Origin of the sequence: Methanobacterium aggregans, assembly GCF_017874455.1 — an archaeon.
Lineage (GTDB): Archaea > Methanobacteriota > Methanobacteria > Methanobacteriales > Methanobacteriaceae > Methanobacterium_C > Methanobacterium_C aggregans.
The window spans coordinates 111,861-136,113 of sequence record NZ_JAGGLN010000002.1 but is presented as its reverse complement, the minus strand read 5'-3'; the positions used below and the strand labels follow the sequence as shown (position 1 = coordinate 136,113).

Here is a 24,253-nt window from a genome sequence, read left to right as displayed (position 1 = left end):
ATTTTTCAATCCAAATTAATAGTTAATTTTCTGAATTATTATAAAATTTAATTATTCACTATTTAAACTTTTATGATCCTGTTAGGAACGTAAAATGAAAGTAGTATAAAAACCAAAAAAGGAATAAAAAACTTAAATAAAAGAAGGATACTAAAAGCAATTTTATTTTAAAACCTTGCATATAGGTAAACCCTTTGTATAAATGAAACATATGTATATTTGATGATGGGATAAATCAGGACAGCTGAAGCTGTTTATGGAGGAGTTGATGAGTAATGAAGATTGAAGATGCCATGGAAATAAATGTAGTAAAATTCAAATCAACTGATAAAATAGTGGATGTTGCACAGGTCCTTCGAAACAACAAGATAAGCGGAGCCCCAGTAGTTAACGATGAAAACCACGTTGTTGGAATAGTGAGTGAAGGCGATATAATGAGGATGCTTGAAATTCACTCACCCAAAATAAACCTCATACTCCCTGCACCCCTTGACCTCATAGAACTCCCTGTGAAGATGAAGTACGAAATGGACGAACTTGCAGAAGACATGGAAAGGGCAAGCTCAGTTTTAATCGGAGATATAATGACCAAAAAAGTGGTTTCAATCTCAAAGGATGCTCAAATATCTGATGCAGCAGAGCTAATGGACTCCCACCACATCAAAAGACTTCCAGTGCTTGATGCAGATAAAAAACTCATTGGAATAGTCACGAGGGGAGACATAATCGGAGCCATGGTGAAGGGTAATGACTGAGGCCTCAAAAACCAAAAGAATAGCCATATATGGTAAAGGAGGGATTGGAAAATCCACAGTGGTTTCAAACATTGCAGCAGCCTACTCCAAAGATAAAAATGTCCTTGTAATAGGCTGCGACCCCAAGGCAGACACAACCAGAACCCTTGTGGGGCGGAGAATACCAACCATCCTTGATGTTGTCAAAGAAAAAAAGGACGTTAAAAAGGATGACATTCTCTTTAAAGGCTATGGAAAAGTGGACTGTGTTGAAAGTGGAGGTCCAAAACCAGGAGTGGGATGTGCAGGGCGGGGAGTCATAGTTGCAATGAATCTCCTTGAGAAACTTGAAGTCTTCAAGCCAGAACCTGAAGTCATCATCTACGATGTACTTGGAGATGTTGTCTGTGGTGGATTCGCAGTACCACTGCGGGAAGAATTTGCAGATGAGGTTTACATAGTCACATCTGGAGAGTACATGGCACTCTACGCTGCAAACAACATATCCCAGGGCATCCAGAAACTCAAAAGCCGCCTTGGAGGCATCATCTGCAACTGCAGAGGCACCAACAGGGAAGTTGAGATCGTTGAAAAATTCGCCAAGAGGATTGGTACGAAGGTCATAGAAGTTATACCTCGAAGCGAACTGGTCCAGCAGAGTGAATACGATGCAAAAACAGTTCTTGAAAAGTTTCCAGACTCTGAACAGGCACAAAAATATCGGGAACTTGCAGAGAAGATATACAGAAACCAGGAATTTGTTGTTCCCCAGCCCATGGGCGTGGATGAGTTCGAGGAATTTTTCAGGAAGTTCCAGTAAACTTTTTTTTAATTTTAAATTTTCATTTTTACTAAAATATTCCCGCTATTTTTCACCTTAAGAACCCACTACCTTTCACCTTAAAAATAAAGTTCAGCAGATTCATGCAAGCCGTAATATAATGATAAGTTTTAACCTTTCCCATAATTTTTTTAAATAGAATTTTCATTTTAATTGATGATGCCATTCAATTATCCTAAAACTTTGGAGCATATACTCACCAAGCTAAGCATCATGAGATTAGTTATAAAAACTGAATTTTTTTAGTGATGATCTGTACCTTGAAACCATTTATCTAAATCTTTTCCAGATCCTCCAGATCCTTGGGCTGAAGCCCCAACTTTTCAAAGGATTCTAAACATATCTTTTTTGATAGTTCCAGATCAGGGAAGTAAAATAGATGCGAAGGGCATTTGCAGTCTGAACATCCAAAATTTTTGATTTCATGTCCCAACTTGGATATATTCGATGCAAGGGGACACTCCCACTTATCACCACTCACTGCAAAAACAACATCCACAACCTTGGCATTGGGATTGTTTAGAAGATAATCAACGTGCCAGAAAAGCTTTTTATCATTTTTAAGGTGCCTTTCAAGCCTGCTTTTCAATGAATTCAGTGCAGATCCAACATAGACGTAGTAACCATCTTCAAAATTTATTTCACCTAGACATCCGATCTTAATATTCTGTCTGGACTTCAGGTGAATTATCAAACAGTAAGTACCTTTCAAAGGATTTTTTGGCATATGAAACTCCTTAAACTAAATTTTTTATCTTAACAGTTAATTCAGTGACTAAGTATATCTTTAATTAAGTTCTAATTTTATACCAAGATGAGTATGAACTTTCTCGTAAAAACCATTTTTTTTTAAATTTATTTCATAATTTAATAAGGTTTAAATAAATAATCTAGTGCAGGACATCTTTTTTTAGAACCTCAAACCATACAAATGATCAAAAAAAATTTAATCAAAAAATAATCTCAAAAATAATCCATAATGAAAAGTGAGTATCTATGAACTACAGTTTCTTTGCAAAGGGACATCCCAACGTCACATCACGCCATAAAACAACATTTGAAGTTACAATGGAACCAGAAATAGGCATCAAGGCCGACTGCATAATAGGGGTTTCATCTGGAGTTTCCATGAATGATTTTCCAGAGGAACTGAAAAATGCAATACAAAATGAAAAAACAGTTGTAACAGTTATTCTTGAGACAGAAAATGCTCGGGATGAAATAAAAGGTTATGGACATCCAGAACTGACCTTGGACCATCCAACAGACATGGTCTGCAGAAAAAGCGAATTCAAGTGCAGCAGAACCCTGATGATAAATGCGGATAAAGCATCATGTGACCTTAAAAAAGGTTTAATAGATGATTTAAGTGAGGGTAAACCCCTGAAAGTTGTGATAAATGTTGATTGATTAAACGATGTTCTTAACTTGAAAAAAAATGGAAGATGTGTCCTATGTTTGGAAGTTCTAAGTTAAAAAAAATTAAAAAACTCAATGAAAAGGCATCTAAACCTGAATTTAAATCAACTGAAATTATAAAATCTCTTAAAATACGTGAAAACGATAAAATTGTAGATATTGGTTGTGGTGGGGGTTATTTCACCTTTAAGTTTTCAGATGAGGTGGGAGAAAATGGATTGGTCTACGCAGTTGACATGGAACCAGAATATCTCGATTATGTGAAGTCTGAAACTCGAATTAAGGGTGTGAAGAATATAGAAACTGTTTTGGCAGAAGAGAACAGTCTTGAGCTTGAAAATGATCTGAACCTTATCTTCTTAAGGAACGTATTTCATCACATACCCGAACCTTTAAGTTACTTCAACCATTTAAAACAATTTTTAGCTCCTGATGGAAGAATTGTTATTATAGACTACAAAAAAACTAAAAAAATCAACTTTGTGAACCTTTTTGGTCACTACACTTCTGAAGAGGATATATTGAATGTCATGGAAAAGGGTGGATACGTTGTTTTGGAGAAATTTGATTTTTTATCCTCTCAATCCTTCACCATTTTCAAGAAGGAGTAAAATTATAAAATTCAAAGGGAGTAAATGTATAAAATTCAATTTATAAGGTTCAATCTACCTTATTTTTAATATATTATTTTAATATTTTTTCAATTGTTTCGTTTTTTGTTAAATGTTTCAAAAATTTATTTGTAAACGTTTTAGACCTTTAAAACTTTGAAACATTGTTTTTAAAAGGGGATTGATTTTCTGATCTCAACCCAACCATAAATCGTTGAAAATTTTTTCATCAACTGAGATCTCATATTAAATCTGATTCTCGGAAATGTTAAAAATAGAAGTTAATTGTTAAGTGCAGGGGACGGGAATCGAACCCGCGAAGGGACTACCCCACTAGGCCCTCAACCTAGCGCCTTTGACCGCTCGACCACCCCTGCGTGATCAAATATTTAATTTCACTCACATTAGAGCATACCAACATCTTTCTCTTTCACTATTTAAATGTTTTCCTTCTCAGGGGTGCTGAAACAGGGATTTAATACATATGTACCATAAAAATAGGAATACTTAAAGTTTTATCAACGTAAAAAATAGAAATGGAACTGGTTACTATGAAGGCAGTGAGGGAATCTGAAGGTGGAATACTGGTGGACATAGAGGTTTCCACAAAATCAAACAAATTTGAGATTTCAGGCTACAACACCTGGCGTGAAGCCATTGAAATCAGGATAAAATCAGTTCCACAGAAGGGCAAGGCCAACAAGGAAATAACAAAAGAATTTTCCAAACTCACCAAGAACCCAGTTGAGATTATAGCTGGACATAAAAGTCATCATAAAACCTTAAAGATCCATAATATGGGTAAAGATGAGTTTTTAAAGATTATGGGCTCTTATTTTTAAAATTAGATGCTAAAACTAAATAAACATTCATAAAAGATTAAATCAAAGATTTAAAATCATTTTTGAACATTTTTAACTACTTTCCTAACAGTTTATGGTTCTTTGATTTTGGTAACAATTTTAGGTAGTATCTTTCATGATTCGAAAGGAAAACATCACCCGCCACAGAAAATCTGTTAATTAAATAAAATAATATCCTAAAAACTATTAACAACCCTTTTTATCTTTTTTGCTGTTTTTCAAGTTTCCTGGAGATATTTTTACTGGTCACATCATGTTTATCCGCAACATTTACTTTAGGTTCTGGTTTTTTACCTTTTATTAGATTGTAAATTAGCAAAGCAGCGATTAGGCTTCCAAATAGTAGGGCCATTCTTTCAGCAGGATGCTGACTTGGGGAGTAATCTGGTGAAAAACTCCGAACAACCAATGCCAATCAAAACAATAACCCCCAAAAAAGTCAAAACACTCACAACAACCGCAACAAAATCCCTCCAACCCATAACAAATCACACCATTTCACTAATATCAGTATCAATCAACTTCAAATAAGTCTTATTAGCACGTACCACATCATCCACACAGATCCTATCACGACCATCTAGAACAGCACTACAACCAGCAAGAAGTTTAATAAAAGTTTTCTCGGTTATGGGAAAGTTCCAATCAACATTTTTCCCACCCCATTTGTTGAAAGCTAAGATAAAATGTAGGTTAGATAGGTCCTCAATGAATTTTTTAACTTTTTTATCCTGCCATTTAACCTTACCCAACCTTTTAAAGAACTCTGCAGTGGGAAGGGGTGTTTCAAGGTTTGAATTAAAATCTTCCAGCATTGAAAGTATACGGGGTATCATTTTACTGTGAGCAACTCTGGACAGATCCTCTTCATAAAGTTTGTGACCAATTTCAACACTATAAATAGCTCCTACAAAAAAACCAACAGTAAAATAATCTTTAATACTTATCAAAGGAGTTAAAGGGAGCCTAAGCGGAAAATTACTCAAATTATCCTCAGCAACTTCATCCAAAGAAGTAACATTCAAATTCTCCTTCAAATTCACACCAGAATCAACAGGCATATCAATCTTAACAAGCTTCTCATAAACTTCAGAATCCTCCAAATTCAAAACACTATCCACAACCTCTTTCAAACCATCAACATCACTAAAATCACACAATAAACTCTTAGCAACCTCATTTGTTGGTTCAGCTCTTAAAAACATTTGTAAGACCTCCTTTAAAATATTTTCATGTTATTTGAATGCCCATTTTTTAAATCCATTCCGTGCATTGCTAGCTGTTTTAAGTCAAGGGGTTATTTTTGTAAAAAAAATAAGATTATTAATAAAGAATTATCGTTTTCTACTTTTTTTGTTTTTCCTCAAGCTTTCTGGAGATATTTTTACCTGTTACAATCTTTTTGTTCTTTTTTTGGTTTTTGTCTTCAACTGCATCAATTTTGATGAGATTATAAACCATTGAGGCCAGTATGAAACATATGAACAATCCTAAAAGTCTTATAACTAAATTCCCTGCGGACTGATCCAGATATCCTGCAGATAAAGCAATGATTGTGCCTGTGCCAATGAAAACTATTACTGCACCTATTACTGCAAAAAGATTCCTCAAACCCATATTGTATCACATCAACCTGGTAATATTCGTATTCAAAAGCTTGAAATACATATTATAAGCACGTACCACATCATCCATACTAATTCTATCACGACCATCCAAAACCGCACCACAACCAGAAAGCAACAAGATAAAAGCATTCTCATTTACAGATAAACTGATGCTATATTTAGATCCCAACTTCCTGTCCATCACCTTGAATCCAAGATCTGTAACCCTATTAAAAAGGTCTTTAGACCTAGAATCCGCCCATTTAACCTTACCCAATTTTTTGAAAAACTCGGATGTGGGTTCTGGTGTTTCCATGGTAGAATCAAAGTCTTCCAAGAGTAATAAAATCCTCGTTGCAGTATCACTGTAAAATACTTTGTTTCGTTCCTCTAAATCCAACTTATGACCCAAACGAAGATAATAAAAACTTGCAATAAAACTATAAACCACCAAAAAATCCTTAATACCCACAAGAGGAGTGAAAGGAAGCCTCAAAGGAAAATTACTCAAATTATCAAATGCACACTTCTCCAACAATGAAAGTTCTTCATCATGACCCATTTTCACATCAGGATCCTTAATATTATCCAAAGAAACAAACATCAAATCCCCATATAAACTCGAATTTACTAACCCACAAATACCATCCAAAACCTCCTTCAAACCAACCACACCACCAAAATCATCCAACAAAACCCTATAACCCACATCAACCGGCAAAATTTTCCAGAACCCCATCCTTTGTCACCCCATTTTTTATAAATATTATCTACCTTTTTTTTTATGTTATCTGTTATTTCCATATTTTGCTTTTTAGCCAGTTTATTCCGGAGTTTACTGTTTTCACAACTGTATTTGCAGTTGTTCTTTACAAAATGGATTTTATCGGGTTTTTTTCTGGATGACTATGGTTTTTGCTGCTTTGTCTCCAAGTCTTTGATTTTTATTTGAGGTGAAGATAATTATCAGGCCCCGGAGGCCCGGTATAATGTATGGTAAAAGATCAACAAATCTTAAAAGATTCCGTGTAATGCTCTGCATCCTACTTGGAGGTTGCAAAGTCCGTTCATCCACCACCATCAAAGATAAATAGTACTTACCGGGCGTACTACCACCTGAAGGTCCCTCAAAGTAAGAAAAGTGTGCCAGCGTAATCAGGGCGCTGATTATCAGGAAAACAACACCCACAAACAGATCAGGTGAACCTAACCCTATGAAGAATAAAAAACCAAAGAACATCAGTAACAACGGAAGATCCAACACAAAAGCACCTGCCCTGCGAGAAACAGAAGCCAACACAACACTCTCAACATCACTAACCATTAAAAAAATACACCCCCCCCAAACTATTTCTTTTTTTTTACAATTAAAAACTCAAACACCCAACTTCCCAACCAAAACAGGTAAATCTGTTTTTAAAAGCTTAAAATATGTCTTATAAGCCCTTATAACATCATCCAAGTTAATCCTATCACGACCACCAACCACCGCACTACACGCCATAAGAGAAAGTGTGAAATTGAATTCTATAGCCTTAAAATTTACCAATTTAAAATCCACGTGTTTTCCACTAGTTGCATACACCAACAAATTCTTTTAAATTCTCATGAAATTTCTTTGTTTTTTTATCTTGCCATTGTAGCTTTTTAAGTTTCTTAAAAAACTCTGGAGTTGGTTTAGGAACATTTAGAGGTTCATCAAAATCTTCCAACAAGAAAACCAGTCTTTCATCAATACGAGCATCATAAAAAGCCTTAACATCACCATGAGTTAATTTACGCCCAAGATACATGTAATACAACGGTAATAACAGATCAGAAATCTCACTAAACTCAGTAAAACTTATCAAATTCCGTTTAATGGAGAATAGGCGTTTGTAACTTAAATTTTGATATCCTAAAACCAGAAGATCATTATCACGCTTCTCATCCACAGACAACTCAGCACCACCCTCAAAAATCTTCAAACCTAACAAATAATCCTCAAACAACCTTTCATGAAATCCTTCACTTTCCAAACTCTTCAAACTATTAACAACATCCTCCAAACCCTCAACATCAAACTTATCCAACAAAAGCCCAGAATACTCCTTTAACATCTGTTGATCATTCAATTTGAACATATCTCTCTGTGAAACCATTATCTTCCCCTCTTTAATAAATTTTTTAATCCAATTCTATGCATTTGATAGCTGTTTAAACTATAGATAATGACTTAATAAACGAAAAAAAATGTTTAACAAATGATTATCACATAAAAAGGTTATTTCTTTTTTCTGCCATGCTTTTCTTCAAGCTTTCTGGAAATCTCATTACTTGTTACAATAGTTTTATCCGCAACGTCTGCTTTAGGTTCTGATTTTTTGCTTTTAATTAGATTATAAATTCCTACAGCACCCACTGCTCCAATTATCCATCCCAAAAGGCGTATTAAAGGATGGTGGGCTGTGCCCTCAGATGAAGAGTAGCCCATTAAAGATAATAACACTTCGATAACTAACACAGCCACACAAACAAAGGAAACAACTGCCACTGCAAAGCCTACAAAATTTCTCCAACCCATAAAAAAACCACATCACAAACTACTAATATCAGTGTCAATCAACTTTAAATAGGTTTTATAGGCTATTACAACATCTTCAGGGTTAATTCTATCTCTTTCATGATTTACACAGTTGCAAGCTGCAAGAAAAGTCAAAGCAAAATCCTCACCAGTCCCAAAAGAAGTGGTACCAGATCCAAATTTTTCAAAACTCACCTCAAATTTCAATGTGGATAATCTTTTAAACAACTTTTTAGCCCTTTTATCCCATTTAACACCCCGAAGCTTAAGATAAAAACTCTCATCAGGCACATCATACGAACCAACAGTATCAAAACCATCCAAACAACACATCAAACGTTCTAAAATAGTATGGTTCTTCTTTAAGTCTTCGTGGGTTAAATTCTCTTGTTTGTAAGCATATGAAATAAAATCTACCATGCTAACCATTGCAATAAAATGGCTTGAGATTATAACACCTGTCAAAGAAGCCACATAAAGAGGAGGATCCCTCAAAACATTAGCAGCATAACCCACCTGAGACAAACTCAACAAATCATCCAAACTCTCATCCCTCAAACCACCCTCCATCAAACCAGAAACATCATAAACTAAAGCATATCTGTCAGAACTTAGAAGGTTAATTACTTTTTCTATAATCTCTTCCAATCCTTTAATGTTATTAAATTCTTTTAAAATTTTATTTTGTGCTTTTTTTATTCCTTTCATATCATATACCACTATATAAACCCCCTAAATTAGTTATTATCTAAAATGCCCATTTTTTTAATCCATTCCATAATGATTTTCCGGTGTTTATTATTTGTTTTCCAGTTTTGATTATCACTTTAACTGGTTTAATGTTTAAAATTTTTTTAAAAATAGGCTTTTTCAACACCCATTTCACCGTAGATTTCATCTTTTGAACTACATGATTACTTTTAATGTATTTAGAAACCTTTTCAACTTTCCCAATAAATTTTTTAGCACTTCTCTTAGCATAAGGCTTAACAGATTTCCAAGTATTCTTTAATATTACTTTAGAGGCTTTAACTGCAGGATTGGACTTGACAATTTTTTTAACTGAATCCACCTTATATTTTACTGTCTTTTTTATCTGCAAACCAGTAACCCATTTTTTAGCGTCAACTAACTTATTATACGCACCATATATCGAGAATGCGCCTGCAAAAGTTGTTAAAATAGCACCAATAGTCTGATGATTCTTTAGACCAAGATATTTACCTGTAATTTCAGCTAAATAACTTACATCACCTTCAGTAGAAGCCTTAAAAAAATCAGCATAATACTTCGTCATAAAATTACCAGAATGCCCCAAACTATCCGAGATCCATCCATCCAAACGAGTACTCCGAACACCATACTTCCACCAAGTACTAGGCTTAAAACCAATCAAATCAGCACCATCAACAACATAACCCCAAAACACCTTCAAATTTTCTCCAGATACTGGAAAATTCTTGAGATAAGGATTTAATAGCTTTTTTAATTTGTCCCATTTTTTGCTTAACTCTTTGGATACCAATTGAAGTGTTTTATTATTGACAATAACCTCTAACCATCTTTTTCCTAAAACTCTTTCTGTTAAACCTAATCCAAGTCTTGAAAGGCCTAATTTTGCTAAAAATGCTGCAGCCCCACCAACAGGAATCAAATATGTTAAATCAAGTAAGAAACTTCCAACTGAAATAGTACCATTCTCTTCAACACCAAACAAATCCTTCAAAATACTTTCAAAAGCCTTACCACCCCAGAAATGATCCAAGTTGCTGTAACCATAGATATGGAAAAAATCATAGTTAAAGAAATCCCAAACATTACCCGTACTCCAGGCCTTCTGACCCGCCTGGATCATCTTATCCCATGTATAAAACTGGTAAAAAAATGGATTAAAAGGATTCTCCAAAAATGCAGCAGAACCACCATAAACAGAACCCTTCACATTACAAGCCCAAGCCTTACCCTCATAATTCAAAAAACCATCCAACAAAAAAGCAGAATATTTTTCAATTGTGCAATGATCACTTAAAGTAAATTTATCTTTCTGCGAAACCATCTTCCCCTCTTTAATAAATTTTTTAATCCAATTCTATGCATTTGATAGCTGTTTCAACTATAGATAATGATTTAATAAACGAAAAAAAATGTTTAACAAGTGATTATCAAATAAAAAGGTTATTTCTTTTCTTTGTCACGTTTTTCTTCAAGTTTTCTGGAGATCTTTTCACTTGTCACTGGGGTTTTATCAAGATCTTCTTGAGGAGTTTCACCTTTTATCAAGTTATAAACAAAAGATGCTATCATGAAACAAATAAACAACAAAATAAGCCTCTCAATAGGATGATCACCAAATGAATAACCCGGCCAAATACTTTGAACACCCAAAACAATACAAACACCAGTAACCAAAAAACCAAAAACACCAACAACAAAAGCCACAAACTTCCTCAACCCCATGCAAATCACAACTCCAAACCCTCAATATCCGTATTCAACAACTTCAAATAAGCCCTATTAGCCACCACAACATCTTCAGGCAATATTTTATCCCTACCATGAACCACAGCATTACATGCAGCAAGGAAAGTCAAAGTAAAATGCTCATTATTACCAAAGGTAGTTGAGTCCGGAACCCATTTAACAACCGCAACATTCCTATAAATCCTCCGTATCTTTTTATAAAGCTTATGAGCCCCTTTATCCCATTTTATATTTTTAAGTTTCCTGTAAAAATCCTCATCCGGCGGATGAAAACCAACCGAACTATCAAAATCATCCAACAAAACCATTAAACGCTCAAATACCACATACTCTTTATCCAAATCCTTCAAAGACAACTTAAACCCCTTATATGCATGATGAACAAAACCAATAGTACCACTGGTTGCAAGATAATGTTGAAGAATAACATTGTCCGTGAAGAGATTAAGCACAGGCTTCCTCAAAATAGTACAAGCATACTGATCCTGCTTATAATGCTCAAACAAATACTCCCTCGAAGGAGGTGCAAAATTACTAATCTCCTCACCCAAATCACTAGCCAAATAAACCCTATTATAAACTTCAGAATCCATCAAACCTAACACACCACTAAGAACCTCACCCAAACCCTCAACATCAGAAAAATCCTTTAATATCCTATCAGCACGCACCCTATTCTTCCCCATCTCCTCATCAACATCCCAATCAATATAATCCCATAAACTCATTTTTTCCACCCTATACAACTTAATTCATCCAATCACATCCCAATAAGCCATAAATCATCCCAAATTATTAATATCAGTATTCAACAACTTCAAATGAGTTTTATGGGATATTGATACATCTTCAGGTAATATTTTATTCCTACCATGAACCACAGCATTACAAGCAGCAAGGAAAGTTAAAGTAAAATTTTCACCACTACCAAAAGTACTTGAATTTGTTCCCCACTTTACAAGCGTGATATCTCTAATTATTCTTAATATTCCCCCATAGAGTTTTTTGGCATTTTTATCCCATTTTATATTTTTAAGTTTCCTGTAAAAATCCTCATCCGGCGGATGAAAACCAACAGGCTTGTCAAAATTATCCAATAAAACCATTAAACGCTCAAGTACTGTGTGTTGCAAATCCAAATCACTTAAAGACAACTTAGACCCTTTATAAACATAATGAACAAAACCTATTGCACCACAAGTCGCAAGATAATGTTGAAGAATAACATTGTCCGTGAAGAGATTAAGCACAGGCTTCCTCAAAATAGTACAAGCATACTGATCCTGCTTATAATGCTCAAACAAATACTCCCTCGAAGGAGGTGCAAAATTACTAATCTCCTCACCCAAATCACTAGCCAAATAAACCCTATTATAAACTTCAGAATCCATCAAACCTAACACACCACTAAGAACCTCACCCAAACCCTCAACATCAGAAAAATCCTTTAATATCCTATCAGCACGCACCCTATTCTTCCCCATCTCCTCATCAACATCCCAATCAATATACTCATCCAACATTGTTATTTCCACCCTATCCACTTTTTAAAGCCATTCCATGCGTTTTTTGCACCACTATAAACCTTTTTACCCGCAGACACAACCTGCTTCACCACAGGCTTAACATACTTCCTATAAACAGGTTTAATATACCTCTTATAAACGGGTTTAACATATTTTTGAATCTTTTTATGCACATATTTACGAATACCCTGCTTTTTAACCTGCTTATACTCCTTATAAACCGTTTTACCTGCATTATAAACACTGCGAAGTGCAACATTCCTCTTAATAATAGGACTCACAGCACTATGAATATTCCTATAAAACTTAGTACTTACTACTTTCCCAAGTTTACTGAAGGTTTTCATCCTCCACGGAGAACTATGAACCCACTTTTTAACAGCAAGAGGAGTCATATCCGAAAAAACATCCAACAACGAATCAACACCACCCTTAACACCCTTCCAAAACACATTAACACCATGACCCACAATACTCGGAATCTCCCTAGGCAAAACCTTACCCCACAACTTAAAACTACTAAAAACCTTACCCTCCAACCTCAAACCCACACGACGCAACAAAGAAGACCTAGAAAGCCCAGAAAAAACACTCTCAACCCAAACCCTAGGACTCAAATTAACAAAACCACTAAACCTCTTAACACCCTCAACAATCCCATTCCCATTAATCTTAGGCAAATATTTCCAAAATTTAGCAATAGTCAATTTCTCCAGCCACTTTAATGGATTGATTAAGTATTTGTTTGCTCCTTTGAGTATTTTTTGCACTGTTTTATTTTTAAGTAGTACCTGTACTGCCTTGCTTCTTATGAGTGTGCTTGCAAATTTTGGTAAATATCTTGCCAGTAACCTTCCAGCAACAGCCGCTAACTTACCTATAGGAATAATAGTGAGTAAATTAAGCAAGAAACTTCCAACAGACATATTACCATTGACATCAATCCCCACAAAATTATCCAAAAACCACTTAATATTCTCCCCACCCCACACATGATCCAAATTACTGTAACCATAAAAATGGAAAAAATCATAGTTAAAGAAATCCCAAACATTACCCGTACTCCAAGCCTTCTGACCCGCCTGAATCAACTTATCCCATGTATAAAACTGATAAAAAAAGGGATTAAAAGGATTCTCCAAAAACGCAGCAGAACCACCATAAACAGAACCCTTCACATTACAATACCAACCATTACCCTCATAACTCAAAAACCCATCCAACAAACCAGAAGACGATGAAGACCTAGCAGACAAACCACCAACAACCGGAGAAACCACCTTACCCGCCACGGCAGAACCAAAAGAACCACCCTGCACACTAGGAACACCGTTACTGTAACCCTGTGAAGCAGAATGCACAGTTGATGTGGATGAACCACTAGAACCTCCAAGTGAACCATGATTAACGGGTGTTACAGGATTCTGTACCTTAAAAGCGAGTGTGGTGTTGTTGGTGTTGTTGAGATCATCCCAACCCCTCAACATGACATTGTAATTACCGTCTTTAAGTCCGGGAACTGTGTAGGGGAGTGTCCAGATGCTGTTGGAACCTTTAATCAGGTTGTAGGTTTTTCCGAGAATCTCCGCTGTAACTGCCACAGCATCAACATCAGAATAAACCCTCACAAAAAGCTTACCACCCTCCCTAACCATACTTGGTAGTAACTCTGCTTTCAGGGCCGGTGCAGTGTTATCCACGGTAAAACCGGTATAAGCTGTTCCTTGACTGCCCAGGCCGTTGGTAGCAGTGAGAAGAACTGTTTGAAATCCGTCTGCAAATCCTTGAATGGGATATTTAAGGGTCCAGGTGCCGTCACTGTTTTGTGTTAGGTTGTAATGGTTTTCAGCGATGATTGCTGTGACATTAACCACATCAGGATCTGCACAAACCCTCAACGTGACGTTACCACCATTTTTAGCACGACCCGGTAAAACAGTACAATTCACACCCGGAAGCGCATTATCCACAGTCATATTCGTTGTATTACATCCATGATTACCAGCACTATCCCAAGCATCCAAAAACACACCTAAAAGACCATCTGCAACCTGTGGTACTGTGTACTGAAGAGTCCAAATACCATCTGGGCTTTGGATCATGTTGTAGGTTGTTCCGAGTATTGTTGCAGTCATCCGAACTGTATCAGGATCTGCAGCCGCCTTAAGAAGTATTGAGTTACCTGTTTTGGTAAGCTCCGGAAGCACGGAGCCGTTGATACTTGGTGGTGTGTTGTCCACCGTGAAGTTCAATGATGTGTTACCCATATTTCCCAGTGTATCAGTTCCAGTCAGGAGAATGGTGTAGAGTCCGTCTGCAACCTGTGGTATTGTGTATTGGAGTGTCCATAAACCATCAGAATCCTTTGTGAGGTTGTAAACCTCTCCGAGGATGGTTGCTGTTAATGTATTTGTGTCGTTGTCTGCACTCACATTCAATGTTAGGTTATCACCTGTTCGGGCGGTTGTTTGATTTAAATCTCCTACGAGTGCTGGTGGTGTGTTGTCCACTGTGAAATTGAGGTAGTTGTTACCGGTATTTCCCAGTGCATCCGTAGCAGTTAATAACATGTCGTAGGTACCATCCACAAGTCCAGGTACTGTGTAGTTGAATATCCAAGTGCCAGTTGGATCTTTTATCATGTTGTAGATGGTTCCCAGTACTTCCAGGGTCATGCTCGCTGTGTCATCATCTGCAGTGGCATTCACCAGGATACTATTTCCTGTCCTTGTTAAAACCGGAGTGCAACTCGCATTTATGGTTGGTGGTGTGTTGTCCACTGTGAAGTTCGTTATAGAGGTGCCCATGTTACCCATACCATCAAAGGCCATTAATAGTACATTGTATATGCCGTCTGCAGCATCTGGAACTGTGAAGTCCAGGTTCCAGTTGTTGTCGGAGCCTTTGTTCATACTGTACAGGTTTCCCATTGTATTTGCAACGATGTATGTTGTATCTGGGCTGGAATGGGCGTTTAAAGTGACAGTGTTCCCGGAACGTGTTGTGTTGGGGTTCAGGGATGATGTTACAACCGGTGCTGTGTTGTCCACGTACTGTGTGAGGTCCCATACTAGTTCTATTCCGTCTTGTCCCATTCCTTCTATGCCGGTTCCTGTCCATTTGAAGCTCACACTGTTGATTATTCCTTTGATCATTACGCTTCCTGCACCTGCACTGTTGGCTGTCCATGAAGCTTCCTGGTTGAACTGGGAGAATTTCTGATTGGGTGTTCTTTCTATAGTTTTACTGGTAACCTGAAACTGACTGTTACCTGAAAGTTTTGTAAGGCTTAGATCTGAGTTGAGGAGTGTTAAGAGTGCGGAGTTGGTGGTTGCCTTGTTTGAAACACGACCATCACCACCCATACGATCCAAATCCAGGACTGGATTTAAAACAGGTTTATCAAAGTAGAATGTGATGTATCATGTTCCTTTATCATCTCCGGCACGATCTATGTTTGTACCCACAGAATCTGGACTAATATCCCACCAGTAACTGCTTTGCAGGGATGTGTGTCCACGAGCACTGGGATTGCTCCAGAAGTTATTGGTATTCAACTTACCATTAGAAAATGGAGCAGAACCTGGCACACTGGAATCTGCAACACCCCAACGAGCATTACCCACTGTACTTACAACACCCGTAACCGTAACATTACCAGCCTGAGACGTTACAACAGCACTTCGACCACCATCACCAACACTTCCACTCCAGGACCCTGTTAAATTACCTGCATAAACCAAATTCGGAGTTAAAACCGCTAAAACCAATATCAACACTAAAATTACATTAAACTTCCCATTTACCATTAAAAACCTTCCACAAACAATTATTACAAATCAACAAAAACAATAACACAAATAATACAATAATACAACTAATTAAATAAAACAATATATAAAACTATCGGAAGAAAACAAAAAATACGCAAAAATATAACGAACCAAAAAGAAAAACGCGAAAAAATCCCCTTTTGAATCAAAATAATGTTTGAGATCCTAAATTTTTCTCTGTTGAAAATAAGAATTTTTATTTTAGTGCATTGATTTTAGAATGATAATGAAAAATTTAATTCTAATAATTTAATTCTAATAAAAATTAATAAAAAAAGAAACTTAAAAAGAAGTAAAATAAGCCAGGTATTATATTATGAACTCCGGCTTACTCTATTAAACCTTTCTGATCCGTCTAGCCCTTCATAACCATTGAAAGGTTCTCCTTGTACCATTCAACAGTTTCCCTGATTGCATCCTCAAATGCCCATTCTGGCTTCCAACCAAGCTTCCTGATCTTTGCAGAGTCCAGGGAGTAACGCCTGTCATGGCCTAACCTGTCATCAACGAATCTTATGAGGCTTTCAGGTTTATCCAGGATGTCAAGTATCATGTGGGTGATTTCAAGGTTGGTTTTCTCGTTTCCACCACCGATGTTGTAAACCTCTCCAAGTTTACCCTTGGTAAGGGCTGTGTATATTCCCCTGCAGTTGTCAGGTGCATATATCCAGTCCCTGATGTTCTGCCCATCCCCGTAAACTGGAAGTTCCTTGTCATGCATTGCATTGGTTATAAAAAGTGGTATGAGTTTTTCAGGGTACTGGTAAGGTCCGAAGTTGTTGCTGCTTCTTGTTATTATTATGGGCGTGCCGTAGGTTTTGTAGTAGGCACTTACAAGAACGTCTCCCCCAGCTTTACTTGCAGAGTATGGGCTTGAAGGATCTATGCAGCTTTCCTCTGTGAATGAACCGTTTTCAATACTCCCGTAAACTTCATCTGTTGATATCTGAAGGTAACGGTCCACATCGTACTTTCTAACGTATTCAAGGAGGTTGTAGGTTCCAATAACATCTGTTTTAACGAAAACTCCAGGATCCTCTATTGAACGATCCACATGGGTTTCTGCAGCGAAGTTAACAACCATATCACAGTCCTTCATAGCCTGTTTAACAGCTTCAGAATCTTCTATGTCACCCTTCACAAATTCGATTTTATCCTGAACATCCTTCAGGTATTCTTGGTTGGCAGCGTATGTTAACTTGTCAAGAACCACCAGTTCATGGTCGTAGGTTTCAAGCATGTGGTGGACGAAGTTGCAACCTATAAAACCTGCACCGCCTGTTATAAGCATTTTCATTCAATATCACCTGTTTATATTACTTATTCAAAGTTTTACAGCAAAACTTTTTTTATACTAAATTTATAAGGGTTAACCGTGTTTTTTACCCTCTAATATCCAGTCGTATGGTATTTCATCAGTGTCTGGAGGTAGCCTGAACTCATCTGGTTCATCGTAGTTGTAGGCATGGGTTGGAACGCTCACGAAGTAGGCAGTTTCTGTTCCAACAGCTTTAAATCCGTGGTAAACGTAGGTTGGGACACTTATAAGTATTGGATTTTTTTCTCCAACGAAAAACTCGTTGATCTCACCGTAGGTAGGTGAATCTTTCCTTGAATCGTAAAGTGCAACCTTCATCATGCCGTGTATGCATGTGAAATTGTCTGTCTGTTTTTTGTGAAGGTGCCAGCCCTTAACAACTCCAGGATATGCTGTTGTCATGTAAACCTGGCCGAATTTTTCAAATATATCATCATCGTTTCTCATTATTTCCATAAGCCAGCCCCTCTCATCTGGAACTACCTTAAGATTTTTTATTTTAACGCCATCGATCATAAAAACACCTTTAATGTATTCTCAAAACTTTTATATATTCTATTCTTATTAACCATTACCATGAAAAACCTTTTTATAACCGGTGGAAGTGGACTTTTAGGTTCCAAGTTTGGTTATCTTGCAGGAGACAGATACGATATAACAGTGACCCACCACAAAAATCCGGTCCAAAATTCAGTTTCATTTGATATAACCGATGAAGAAGATGTTATAAATAAGATAAGTTTATTAAATCCAGATTTTGTTGTTCATTCTGCAGCGTTGACCAACGTTGACTACTGTGAGGACCATCCAGATGAAGCCTGGAACATCAACGTTAATGGAACAGAAAACATAGCAAAGGCATGTGAAAAAACGGGCAGCAAGCTTGTATACGTTTCAACGGATTTTGTTTTTGACGGTGAAAGGGGAATGTACCTTGAAGATGATGAAACAAATCCACTAGGTCACTACGCCCTCACCAAACTCAAAGGTGAAGAGGTGATCCAAAAGTACGATGTTGATCATGCAGTGGCACGTGTAAGTGTTCTCTACGGATGGCACAGTTGCATGAACTTTGTAACATGGGTTATAAATGAACTTAAAAATGGAATGGAGATAAACATAGTAACGGATCAGTACAACTCCCCAACACTTGCAGATAACGCTGCAGAGGCCATTTTAAAGTTATTTGAGTTGGATAAAACTGGTGTGTACCACACTGCTGGTGGCGAACGTATCAACAGGTTCGACTTTGCGTTGAACATTGCAGACGTATTTGAACTGGATTCAAACCTTATAAATCCTGTTGAAAGTAAGAGTTTCGTTCAGAAAGCTAAAAGGCCCAGAGATTCCTCTTTAAACGTTGAGAAGGTTGAGAAAGATACTGGAATGAAAATGTTCGACACTGTTGAAGGACTTGAATACATGAAGAGAGTTATGGAATCGCATTAATCTGGAATAAAAACCTTAATAAATACAAAAAATAAAGAATTCATGTTGAAATGATTATAGGGGAACATAATTCAATTGTTACATTAGCATAGTTCTCCAGAAATATCTTAGTAACCATTCTAAATATTTTTTAACAAAATTAAGTATCAGAATGATTAGGGATCATAATTAATGACCTATGGATTATTAAAGGAAACAATCCAGTAAATGGATAGTTTTAGGTGACTAAATGAAAGCTATAATACCTGCCGCAGGACTTGGAACAAGATTTTTACCAGCTACAAAAGCACAACCAAAAGAAATGCTGCCAGTTTTTAACAAACCAACAATACAGTACGTTGTTGAGGAGGCAGTTGCCTCTGGAATTGATGATATCCTTATAATAACAGGTAAGGGAAAACGATCAATAGAGGATCACTTCGACAGATCTTTTGAACTGGAGTACTTCCTTAAAAACTGTGGAAAGATCGACAACCTGGTGGAAATTGAAGCAATCTCAGAAATGGCCGATATTTACTACGTTCGCCAGAAACAGCAGAAGGGACTTGGAGATGCAATACTCTGTGCAAAAAAACATATAGATGGAGATCCATTTGCAGTTCTTCTCGGTGATACAATAACCCATTCAAATGTCCCATGCACAAAACAGCTCATGGACATATTTGAGAAGTATGAATCATCAACCATTGCAATAGAAAGACTTCCAGACGAAAAAATTGAAAGATATGGGATAATAAAGGGAGAAAAGGTGAATGATTCTCTTTACAAGATAGATGATCTGGTTGAAAAACCAAAACTATCTGAGGCACCATCGAATCTTGGAATCACAGGCAGGTACATCCTAACCCCTGAAATCTTCGACCATCTTGAAAATGTTTCTCCAGGAGTGGGTGGAGAGATACAGCTTACAGATGCCATGAGATCCCTTGAAAGCATTTATGGTTATGTCTTTGATGGAAAGATTTACGACATTGGAAACACAGTGGAATGGCTCAAAAGTTCCATTGAAATGGCCCTGGAAAATGAAGAGGTAAGGGACGACATGATGAGGTACCTCAAGGAGATCATCAAGGGTTGAATATCCCAAATCTCTTTTTAAGCCCATCCTTTTAAGTATCTTATTTTTCTCTAAAGCTTTAATTCATAGCTTTAAATCTTTAATGCATAGAATTTTAGGGGTTAATTAAATTGTTGCTTCTATCTAAAAGATTATTTTTAGAATAAAACTATCCCTATTTTTTAATAATCTTCAGCAGTATCTTTTTTTAAAATGAGTAAAATCTTTTTAAGATAAGTCTCTTTCAACGGAGATAAAAAAAATTATATTTCAAAATTTAAAACTTAAAAAAAAGCATTATTAGTGTTTAAATTTGTTTGCATGAATCATTTAAAGTTTTTGATGCCATTTCCATGCAGTTTCAACGATCTTATGGAGGTCTGCATACTCTGGTTTCCAGCCTAAGATCTTCTTTGCCTTCTTTGAACTTCCAACAAGAACTGGTGGATCTCCAGGTCTTCTCTCATCCTCAACTGCTTTGATGTTTTTACCTGTAACTTCACGGCTCACTTCTATAACTTCCCTGACTGAAAACCCGTTTCCATTTCCAAGGTTGAAGAATTCACTGGCACCCCCATTTTTCAGATACTCAAGAGCCTTTATATGTGCATCTGCAAGGTCAGTTACATGTATGTAATCCCTGACACAGGTACCATCAGGAGTATCGTAATCTGTTCCGAATATCATGATGTTTTCCCTTTTACCTGCTGCAGCATCCAGTATCAATGGTATGAGATGGGTTTCAGGTTCATGAAATTCCCCAATTTCTCCATCAGGATCCGCCCCTGCAGCATTGAAGTACCTTAAAGATGCGTACTGTAAGTCATAAGCACGGCTGTAATCCTCCAAAACCTTCTCCACCATAAATTTACCCTTTCCATAGGGATTTATTGGATCCTGGGGATGTTCCTCTGTTATTGGTATTTCAATGGGGTTACCGTAGGTTGCACATGTTGATGAGAAAACGAATTTTTTCACATCAAATTCAAGCATAACCTGAAGCAGATTCAGGGTGTTACGTAAATTGTTCAAATAGTATTTCTGCGGGTCTTCAACTGATTCCCCAACGTATGTGAAGGCTGCAAAGTGCATAACAGCTTCTATGGAATACTTACGAAATACTGCCCTTATATCGTCAATGTTTCCAAGGTCTCCCCTTTCAAGCACTCCCCATTTAACAAAATCTTCATGTCCATAGCTTAAATTATCAAAAACAACAGTTTCATATCCTCTTTTGTTAAGTTCTTTGTTAATGTGTGAACCTATATACCCTGCGCCGCCTACTATGAGAATCATTCTTTTTACATCTCCTTGAGTTTATTTGGGTATCTTTTATTATAAATTATCCTACAGGGGTTGGACGTGGGTGTTTAGGTGCTAGAACCACATAACCTACCACAACTTCTCAAATCATTAAAACTTAGTATAAATGCTTTGAATACTTTTTCCGCCCTTTTTGATCTGTTTTTTTAAGATAAACTCTTTTATAATCTGCCTTTCAAGTTCAGTGTTATTGGAACATGTTCATTGTATTAAAAAACTTCTGAACACTTAAACAAAGATGTTTAATAAGTAATTCTTTTTGAAAATAGAGTTATTAGTGAGTTTCTTTGGCGAAAATACAAATTAAAGAGAAAGATTCATGATCATTAATTTCAATCCCTTCTTAAACCCTTTTAAATCTAAAAAATGGCCATATACGGTCTGTTTTTCGAAAATTAAATCAAAAGTTTTATATGTTATGTGTAAGTGATCATTTAGCAGTCCAAAAAAGCTTGGGAAATGTTTTCAATAAATCTTGAGCATGGAGGCGGTATTAATTAGGCGACTACATGTTGGTGTAGTTCTATGTGCATTAGCCTTTGCTATATGCATTGTCCCAGGATCAATGGGAACCATAGATCAAAGCCAAGGTACGTTAACTGTACAAGATAAGGTTAGTCTCAATTCAATCGCATCCATTGGAAATTTTGCAGAAACCAGCGCAGCTTCTTACTACTACAAAAAAGTTATCACCTACAAGAAGGTGGCCTACTACAAGAAAGTAACCTACTACAAACACCATAAAAGGTACTACAAGTACAAAAAGTACTACAAGTACAAGAAGGTTGTTACCTACAAGAAGGTTTACTACAAAACAGTAAAGGCAGCTACAAAGACAAAAACTACAAAAACTACAAAAAATTACGGTGCAACTGATGTAAAAACAACATCAGCAACGGTTAAAGCAACTGCAAGATGTTCCTGCGGTGCTAAAGGAGACTACAACTACCACACAGCCGAGTTTAAAAATTACTGCCCGTATTGTCACCAGGATGGTACTCTCACATACAACCCGAAGGCGACAGCAGAAGGCGAATGGACTTGTTCTAAATGTGGGGCTGACTATTGTGCAGTCTGTGGTAAAGAGAAAAAGGTGGACAATCCAAAATATTTAACACCAGCTTAAAACCTATTTGAAGCAGGATAGGTTTTAAATCTCTATTTTTTTTTAGTTTTCAGATTTTTCCTCTGAAAATGATCCATATCCTGTTTTAGGTTTTAGGAACAGTTTTTTATAGTATGATCCGATAAAATCTTATTAAAAATGCTTAACCTTAAATTTTAGAACATTAAATTTTAGAAATTTTATTTTAAGAAGGAATCAAAATTGAAATTTAAAAGCATGTCTTGCATATCTCCAATCATTTGCATAGTTATAATTTGTATAGTAGTCGCAGTGTCAGGATGTGTCACTTCAGATTCAGATTTCAATTATTCAAATCAGGATTCCGGCACAGTGAACCAGACAATGGAAAATGATTCTGCAATCCAGAATTCTTCAAGTAACACTCTTAAAACTTCTGAACATTATGAAGTCAGCGGCTACTGTCCATATGTTGTTGATGGTGATACACTGGATGTTGAGGGTGTTGGGAGAATACGTTTCGTCGGAGTCAACACTCCAGAGCGTGGAGAATCAGGATATCAGGAAGCAAAGGACTACGTGAAGAGTATGTGTCTTGGAAAAACTGTTTACCTGAACATAGATGATGAAAAACAACACGACAAGTACGGTAGGGTTCTTGCAGTAGTTTACGCAGGCAACATAAATATCAACCAAGAACTCCTAAAACGAGGATACGCAGAGGTCATGTACATCCCTCCCTCTGAATTCAATCCATACTCATGGACCTGAAAAATTCAATGGAAACAGATTAAATTCATCATGGGATGGAAATTATCTTTTAGATAATGAATTATTTCATTTGTTTTAGCTTCAATTCAAGGAGTAGTATTCCCCATCAGAAAGCTGAACCCTTTTAATAAGTCCCTTGTTCTCAAGGGAGATGATGAGGTTGTAGGTCTTCAAGGTGTTGAGTTTTAGTTCACCGTAGAGCATGTGACCTTCAAGTGAATGCCTTGAAACATACCCATTTTTCCCTGCAAGTTCAGTGATTATCTTGAAGGCCTTCTCCTCCATTTCATCCAACTCTTCCCTTTTAACCTCTGCCTTGGACTCAAGTACATTTATCTCATCAACTGCACACATCTTTATGTGGTTGTTAGGACGAGATATTACTTTTTTATCCTCTAAAATCTTTAAAATGTCTTTAAGTTCCATTTCAGATAATTCAAGGTCTAACTTAAGGATATTATAAGGAACACCTTCTTCATATTCGGACTGAAAATATTTTACCTTGTTCAAGACCATGTTTTCCTTTTTAGTTATGTGGATCATATGTTTTAGATTGTGTTTTACATTATATAAATTTCAGGGAAACAACACAATTTACAAGTATAATCCATATGGGGATAGTATGCCTTTAAAAACCTCATTTAAGATTCAATGAGTCATCTAATGGATTTTTCCATTAAGATGATTTTAAAGGGGATATTTTTTTAAATGGAGTAGTTTAATATAGTGATGTAAGAAATGATATTCTGAATAATTGCCTTAAAACATTCAAT

29 protein-coding genes and 1 tRNA gene are annotated in these 24,253 nt (G+C 36.5%); 9 read left to right on the top strand and 21 right to left on the bottom strand.

The window, feature by feature from the left end; genetic code table 11:
* Window positions 1-275 precede the first annotated feature (275 nt).
* Both J2756_RS03360 and cfbC read left to right on the top strand, forming a co-directional pair.
* Window positions 276-755: a CBS domain-containing protein gene (locus J2756_RS03360; protein ID WP_209582573.1), complete on the top strand. Its 480-nt coding sequence runs from the start codon at window positions 276-278 to the stop codon at window positions 753-755.
* Window positions 748-1,554: a Ni-sirohydrochlorin a,c-diamide reductive cyclase ATP-dependent reductase subunit gene (gene cfbC, locus J2756_RS03355; RefSeq protein WP_209582571.1), complete on the top strand. Its 807-nt coding sequence runs from the start codon at window positions 748-750 to the stop codon at window positions 1,552-1,554. The genes J2756_RS03360 and cfbC overlap by 8 nt, the downstream gene beginning before the upstream one ends.
* Window positions 1,555-1,849: 295 nt before the next feature.
* Here cfbC and J2756_RS03350 read toward each other — a convergent pair whose 3' ends face one another.
* Window positions 1,850-2,287 carry a GIY-YIG nuclease family protein gene (locus J2756_RS03350; RefSeq protein WP_209583186.1) on the bottom strand — a complete coding sequence of 146 codons (438 nt, stop codon included), beginning with the start codon at window positions 2,285-2,287 and terminating at the stop codon, window positions 1,850-1,852.
* Between the two features lie 284 nt (window positions 2,288-2,571).
* Between J2756_RS03350 and J2756_RS03345 the strand changes: the two genes are divergently transcribed.
* Window positions 2,572-2,985 (top strand): DUF371 domain-containing protein, encoded by a 414-nt coding sequence (locus J2756_RS03345; RefSeq protein WP_209582569.1) that lies wholly within the window; start codon window positions 2,572-2,574, stop codon window positions 2,983-2,985.
* A gap of 44 nt (window positions 2,986-3,029) precedes the next feature.
* The gene (locus J2756_RS03340; RefSeq protein ID WP_209582567.1) at window positions 3,030-3,605 is read left to right on the top strand and encodes a class I SAM-dependent methyltransferase; all 576 of its coding nucleotides are present in this window, start codon (window positions 3,030-3,032) and stop codon (window positions 3,603-3,605) included.
* A 293-nt stretch (window positions 3,606-3,898) separates the two neighbouring features.
* Here the strand turns inward: J2756_RS03340 and J2756_RS03335 are convergent.
* Window positions 3,899-3,982 (bottom strand) — tRNA-Leu (locus tag J2756_RS03335).
* Between the two features lie 174 nt (window positions 3,983-4,156).
* Here J2756_RS03335 and J2756_RS03330 point away from each other — a divergent pair.
* Complete coding sequence (locus J2756_RS03330; RefSeq protein WP_209582566.1) at window positions 4,157-4,447, top strand: DUF167 family protein; 291 nt, start codon at window positions 4,157-4,159, stop codon at window positions 4,445-4,447.
* 220 nt (window positions 4,448-4,667) lie between these two features.
* Here the strand turns inward: J2756_RS03330 and J2756_RS03325 are convergent, their stop codons facing one another.
* The 17 genes from J2756_RS03325 to J2756_RS03245 form a co-directional block, all read right to left on the bottom strand.
* Complete coding sequence (locus J2756_RS03325) at window positions 4,668-4,883, bottom strand: hypothetical protein (RefSeq protein WP_209582565.1); 216 nt, start codon at window positions 4,881-4,883, stop codon at window positions 4,668-4,670.
* Between the two features lie 73 nt (window positions 4,884-4,956).
* Window positions 4,957-5,673 carry a hypothetical protein gene (locus J2756_RS03320; RefSeq protein ID WP_209582564.1) on the bottom strand — a complete coding sequence of 239 codons (717 nt, stop codon included), beginning with the start codon at window positions 5,671-5,673 and terminating at the stop codon, window positions 4,957-4,959.
* Window positions 5,674-5,812: 139 nt separating this feature from the next.
* Entirely contained in the window at window positions 5,813-6,085 is a 273-nt protein-coding gene (locus tag J2756_RS03315; protein WP_209582563.1) for a hypothetical protein, read from the bottom strand.
* Between the two features lie 6 nt (window positions 6,086-6,091).
* A complete protein-coding gene (locus J2756_RS03310) occupies window positions 6,092-6,814 on the bottom strand; it encodes a hypothetical protein (protein ID WP_209582562.1) in 723 nt (240 codons plus the stop codon).
* Between the two features lie 144 nt (window positions 6,815-6,958).
* Entirely contained in the window at window positions 6,959-7,399 is a 441-nt protein-coding gene (locus tag J2756_RS03305) for an RDD family protein (RefSeq protein WP_209582561.1), read from the bottom strand.
* A 51-nt stretch (window positions 7,400-7,450) separates the two neighbouring features.
* Window positions 7,451-7,636, bottom strand: a complete 186-nt coding sequence (locus J2756_RS03300) for a hypothetical protein (protein WP_209582560.1) — start codon at window positions 7,634-7,636, stop codon at window positions 7,451-7,453.
* Window positions 7,637-7,646: 10 nt separating this feature from the next.
* On the bottom strand, window positions 7,647-8,216 hold the full coding sequence (locus J2756_RS03295) for a hypothetical protein (RefSeq protein WP_209582559.1): 570 nt from the start codon (window positions 8,214-8,216) through the stop codon (window positions 7,647-7,649).
* Window positions 8,217-8,338: 122 nt separating this feature from the next.
* Window positions 8,339-8,638, bottom strand: coding sequence for a hypothetical protein (locus J2756_RS03290; RefSeq protein WP_209582558.1), 300 nt, complete (start codon window positions 8,636-8,638; stop codon window positions 8,339-8,341).
* Between the two features lie 12 nt (window positions 8,639-8,650).
* Window positions 8,651-9,358 (bottom strand): hypothetical protein, encoded by a 708-nt coding sequence (locus tag J2756_RS03285; RefSeq protein ID WP_209582556.1) that lies wholly within the window; start codon window positions 9,356-9,358, stop codon window positions 8,651-8,653.
* Between the two features lie 28 nt (window positions 9,359-9,386).
* Window positions 9,387-10,694 carry a hypothetical protein gene (locus tag J2756_RS03280; RefSeq protein ID WP_209582554.1) on the bottom strand — a complete coding sequence of 436 codons (1,308 nt, stop codon included), beginning with the start codon at window positions 10,692-10,694 and terminating at the stop codon, window positions 9,387-9,389.
* 119 nt (window positions 10,695-10,813) lie between these two features.
* A complete protein-coding gene (locus tag J2756_RS03275) occupies window positions 10,814-11,095 on the bottom strand; it encodes a hypothetical protein (RefSeq protein WP_209582553.1) in 282 nt (93 codons plus the stop codon).
* Window positions 11,096-11,100: 5 nt separating this feature from the next.
* A complete protein-coding gene (locus tag J2756_RS03270) occupies window positions 11,101-11,847 on the bottom strand; it encodes a hypothetical protein (protein WP_209582551.1) in 747 nt (248 codons plus the stop codon).
* Between the two features lie 54 nt (window positions 11,848-11,901).
* Window positions 11,902-12,642 (bottom strand): hypothetical protein, encoded by a 741-nt coding sequence (locus J2756_RS03265; protein WP_209582549.1) that lies wholly within the window; start codon window positions 12,640-12,642, stop codon window positions 11,902-11,904.
* A 2-nt stretch (window positions 12,643-12,644) separates the two neighbouring features.
* A complete protein-coding gene (locus tag J2756_RS03260; protein WP_209582546.1) occupies window positions 12,645-16,010 on the bottom strand; it encodes an Ig-like domain-containing protein in 3,366 nt (1,121 codons plus the stop codon).
* Window positions 16,011-16,067: 57 nt separating this feature from the next.
* Complete coding sequence (locus tag J2756_RS03255) at window positions 16,068-16,454, bottom strand: hypothetical protein (RefSeq protein WP_209582544.1); 387 nt, start codon at window positions 16,452-16,454, stop codon at window positions 16,068-16,070.
* A gap of 379 nt (window positions 16,455-16,833) precedes the next feature.
* Window positions 16,834-17,775, bottom strand: a complete 942-nt coding sequence (gene rfbB, locus J2756_RS03250) for a dTDP-glucose 4,6-dehydratase (RefSeq protein ID WP_209582543.1) — start codon at window positions 17,773-17,775, stop codon at window positions 16,834-16,836.
* 72 nt (window positions 17,776-17,847) lie between these two features.
* Window positions 17,848-18,312 carry a dTDP-4-dehydrorhamnose 3,5-epimerase family protein gene (locus J2756_RS03245; RefSeq protein ID WP_209582540.1) on the bottom strand — a complete coding sequence of 155 codons (465 nt, stop codon included), beginning with the start codon at window positions 18,310-18,312 and terminating at the stop codon, window positions 17,848-17,850.
* 60 nt (window positions 18,313-18,372) lie between these two features.
* On the opposite strand from J2756_RS03245, the gene rfbD reads away from it, so the two are divergent.
* Both rfbD and galU read left to right on the top strand, forming a co-directional pair.
* Window positions 18,373-19,245, top strand: a complete 873-nt coding sequence (gene rfbD / locus J2756_RS03240) for a dTDP-4-dehydrorhamnose reductase (protein ID WP_209582538.1) — start codon at window positions 18,373-18,375, stop codon at window positions 19,243-19,245.
* 229 nt (window positions 19,246-19,474) lie between these two features.
* Window positions 19,475-20,323, top strand: coding sequence for a UTP--glucose-1-phosphate uridylyltransferase GalU (gene galU / locus J2756_RS03235; protein WP_209582536.1), 849 nt, complete (start codon window positions 19,475-19,477; stop codon window positions 20,321-20,323).
* Window positions 20,324-20,632: 309 nt separating this feature from the next.
* Here galU and galE read toward each other — a convergent pair whose 3' ends face one another.
* Complete coding sequence (gene galE / locus J2756_RS03230; RefSeq protein WP_209582534.1) at window positions 20,633-21,598, bottom strand: UDP-glucose 4-epimerase GalE; 966 nt, start codon at window positions 21,596-21,598, stop codon at window positions 20,633-20,635.
* 592 nt (window positions 21,599-22,190) lie between these two features.
* Between galE and J2756_RS03225 the strand changes: the two genes are divergently transcribed.
* Window positions 22,191-22,751, top strand: a complete 561-nt coding sequence (locus J2756_RS03225; RefSeq protein WP_209582532.1) for a hypothetical protein — start codon at window positions 22,191-22,193, stop codon at window positions 22,749-22,751.
* Window positions 22,752-23,093: 342 nt separating this feature from the next.
* Window positions 23,094-23,480: a thermonuclease family protein gene (locus J2756_RS03220; RefSeq protein WP_245315934.1), complete on the top strand. Its 387-nt coding sequence runs from the start codon at window positions 23,094-23,096 to the stop codon at window positions 23,478-23,480.
* Window positions 23,481-23,561: 81 nt separating this feature from the next.
* On the opposite strand, the gene J2756_RS03215 is transcribed toward J2756_RS03220, so the two are convergent.
* On the bottom strand, window positions 23,562-23,996 hold the full coding sequence (locus tag J2756_RS03215) for a hypothetical protein (protein WP_245315915.1): 435 nt from the start codon (window positions 23,994-23,996) through the stop codon (window positions 23,562-23,564).
* Window positions 23,997-24,253: the final 257 nt, after the last annotated feature.

Coding starts and splice junctions, on each gene's coding strand:
- J2756_RS03360 (WP_209582573.1), top strand. CDS start 276: ATGAAGATTGAAGATGCCATGGAAATAAATGTAGTAAAATTCAAATCA.
- cfbC (WP_209582571.1), top strand. CDS start 748: ATGACTGAGGCCTCAAAAACCAAAAGAATAGCCATATATGGTAAAGGA.
- J2756_RS03345 (WP_209582569.1), top strand. CDS start 2,572: ATGAACTACAGTTTCTTTGCAAAGGGACATCCCAACGTCACATCACGC.
- J2756_RS03340 (WP_209582567.1), top strand. CDS start 3,030: ATGTTTGGAAGTTCTAAGTTAAAAAAAATTAAAAAACTCAATGAAAAG.
- J2756_RS03330 (WP_209582566.1), top strand. CDS start 4,157: ATGAAGGCAGTGAGGGAATCTGAAGGTGGAATACTGGTGGACATAGAG.
- J2756_RS03320 (WP_209582564.1), bottom strand. CDS start 5,673: ATGTTTTTAAGAGCTGAACCAACAAATGAGGTTGCTAAGAGTTTATTG.
- J2756_RS03315 (WP_209582563.1), bottom strand. CDS start 6,085: ATGGGTTTGAGGAATCTTTTTGCAGTAATAGGTGCAGTAATAGTTTTC.
- J2756_RS03310 (WP_209582562.1), bottom strand. CDS start 6,814: ATGGGGTTCTGGAAAATTTTGCCGGTTGATGTGGGTTATAGGGTTTTG.
- J2756_RS03305 (WP_209582561.1), bottom strand. CDS start 7,399: ATGGTTAGTGATGTTGAGAGTGTTGTGTTGGCTTCTGTTTCTCGCAGG.
- J2756_RS03295 (WP_209582559.1), bottom strand. CDS start 8,216: ATGGTTTCACAGAGAGATATGTTCAAATTGAATGATCAACAGATGTTA.
- J2756_RS03290 (WP_209582558.1), bottom strand. CDS start 8,638: ATGGGTTGGAGAAATTTTGTAGGCTTTGCAGTGGCAGTTGTTTCCTTT.
- J2756_RS03280 (WP_209582554.1), bottom strand. CDS start 10,694: ATGGTTTCGCAGAAAGATAAATTTACTTTAAGTGATCATTGCACAATT.
- J2756_RS03275 (WP_209582553.1), bottom strand. CDS start 11,095: ATGGGGTTGAGGAAGTTTGTGGCTTTTGTTGTTGGTGTTTTTGGTTTT.
- J2756_RS03270 (WP_209582551.1), bottom strand. CDS start 11,847: ATGAGTTTATGGGATTATATTGATTGGGATGTTGATGAGGAGATGGGG.
- J2756_RS03265 (WP_209582549.1), bottom strand. CDS start 12,642: ATGTTGGATGAGTATATTGATTGGGATGTTGATGAGGAGATGGGGAAG.
- J2756_RS03260 (WP_209582546.1), bottom strand. CDS start 16,010: ATGGGTGGTGATGGTCGTGTTTCAAACAAGGCAACCACCAACTCCGCA.
- J2756_RS03255 (WP_209582544.1), bottom strand. CDS start 16,454: ATGGTAAATGGGAAGTTTAATGTAATTTTAGTGTTGATATTGGTTTTA.
- rfbB (WP_209582543.1), bottom strand. CDS start 17,775: ATGAAAATGCTTATAACAGGCGGTGCAGGTTTTATAGGTTGCAACTTC.
- J2756_RS03245 (WP_209582540.1), bottom strand. CDS start 18,312: ATGATCGATGGCGTTAAAATAAAAAATCTTAAGGTAGTTCCAGATGAG.
- rfbD (WP_209582538.1), top strand. CDS start 18,373: ATGAAAAACCTTTTTATAACCGGTGGAAGTGGACTTTTAGGTTCCAAG.
- galU (WP_209582536.1), top strand. CDS start 19,475: ATGAAAGCTATAATACCTGCCGCAGGACTTGGAACAAGATTTTTACCA.
- galE (WP_209582534.1), bottom strand. CDS start 21,598: ATGATTCTCATAGTAGGCGGCGCAGGGTATATAGGTTCACACATTAAC.
- J2756_RS03225 (WP_209582532.1), top strand. CDS start 22,191: ATGGGAACCATAGATCAAAGCCAAGGTACGTTAACTGTACAAGATAAG.
- J2756_RS03220 (WP_245315934.1), top strand. CDS start 23,094: ATGGAAAATGATTCTGCAATCCAGAATTCTTCAAGTAACACTCTTAAA.
- J2756_RS03215 (WP_245315915.1), bottom strand. CDS start 23,996: ATGGTCTTGAACAAGGTAAAATATTTTCAGTCCGAATATGAAGAAGGT.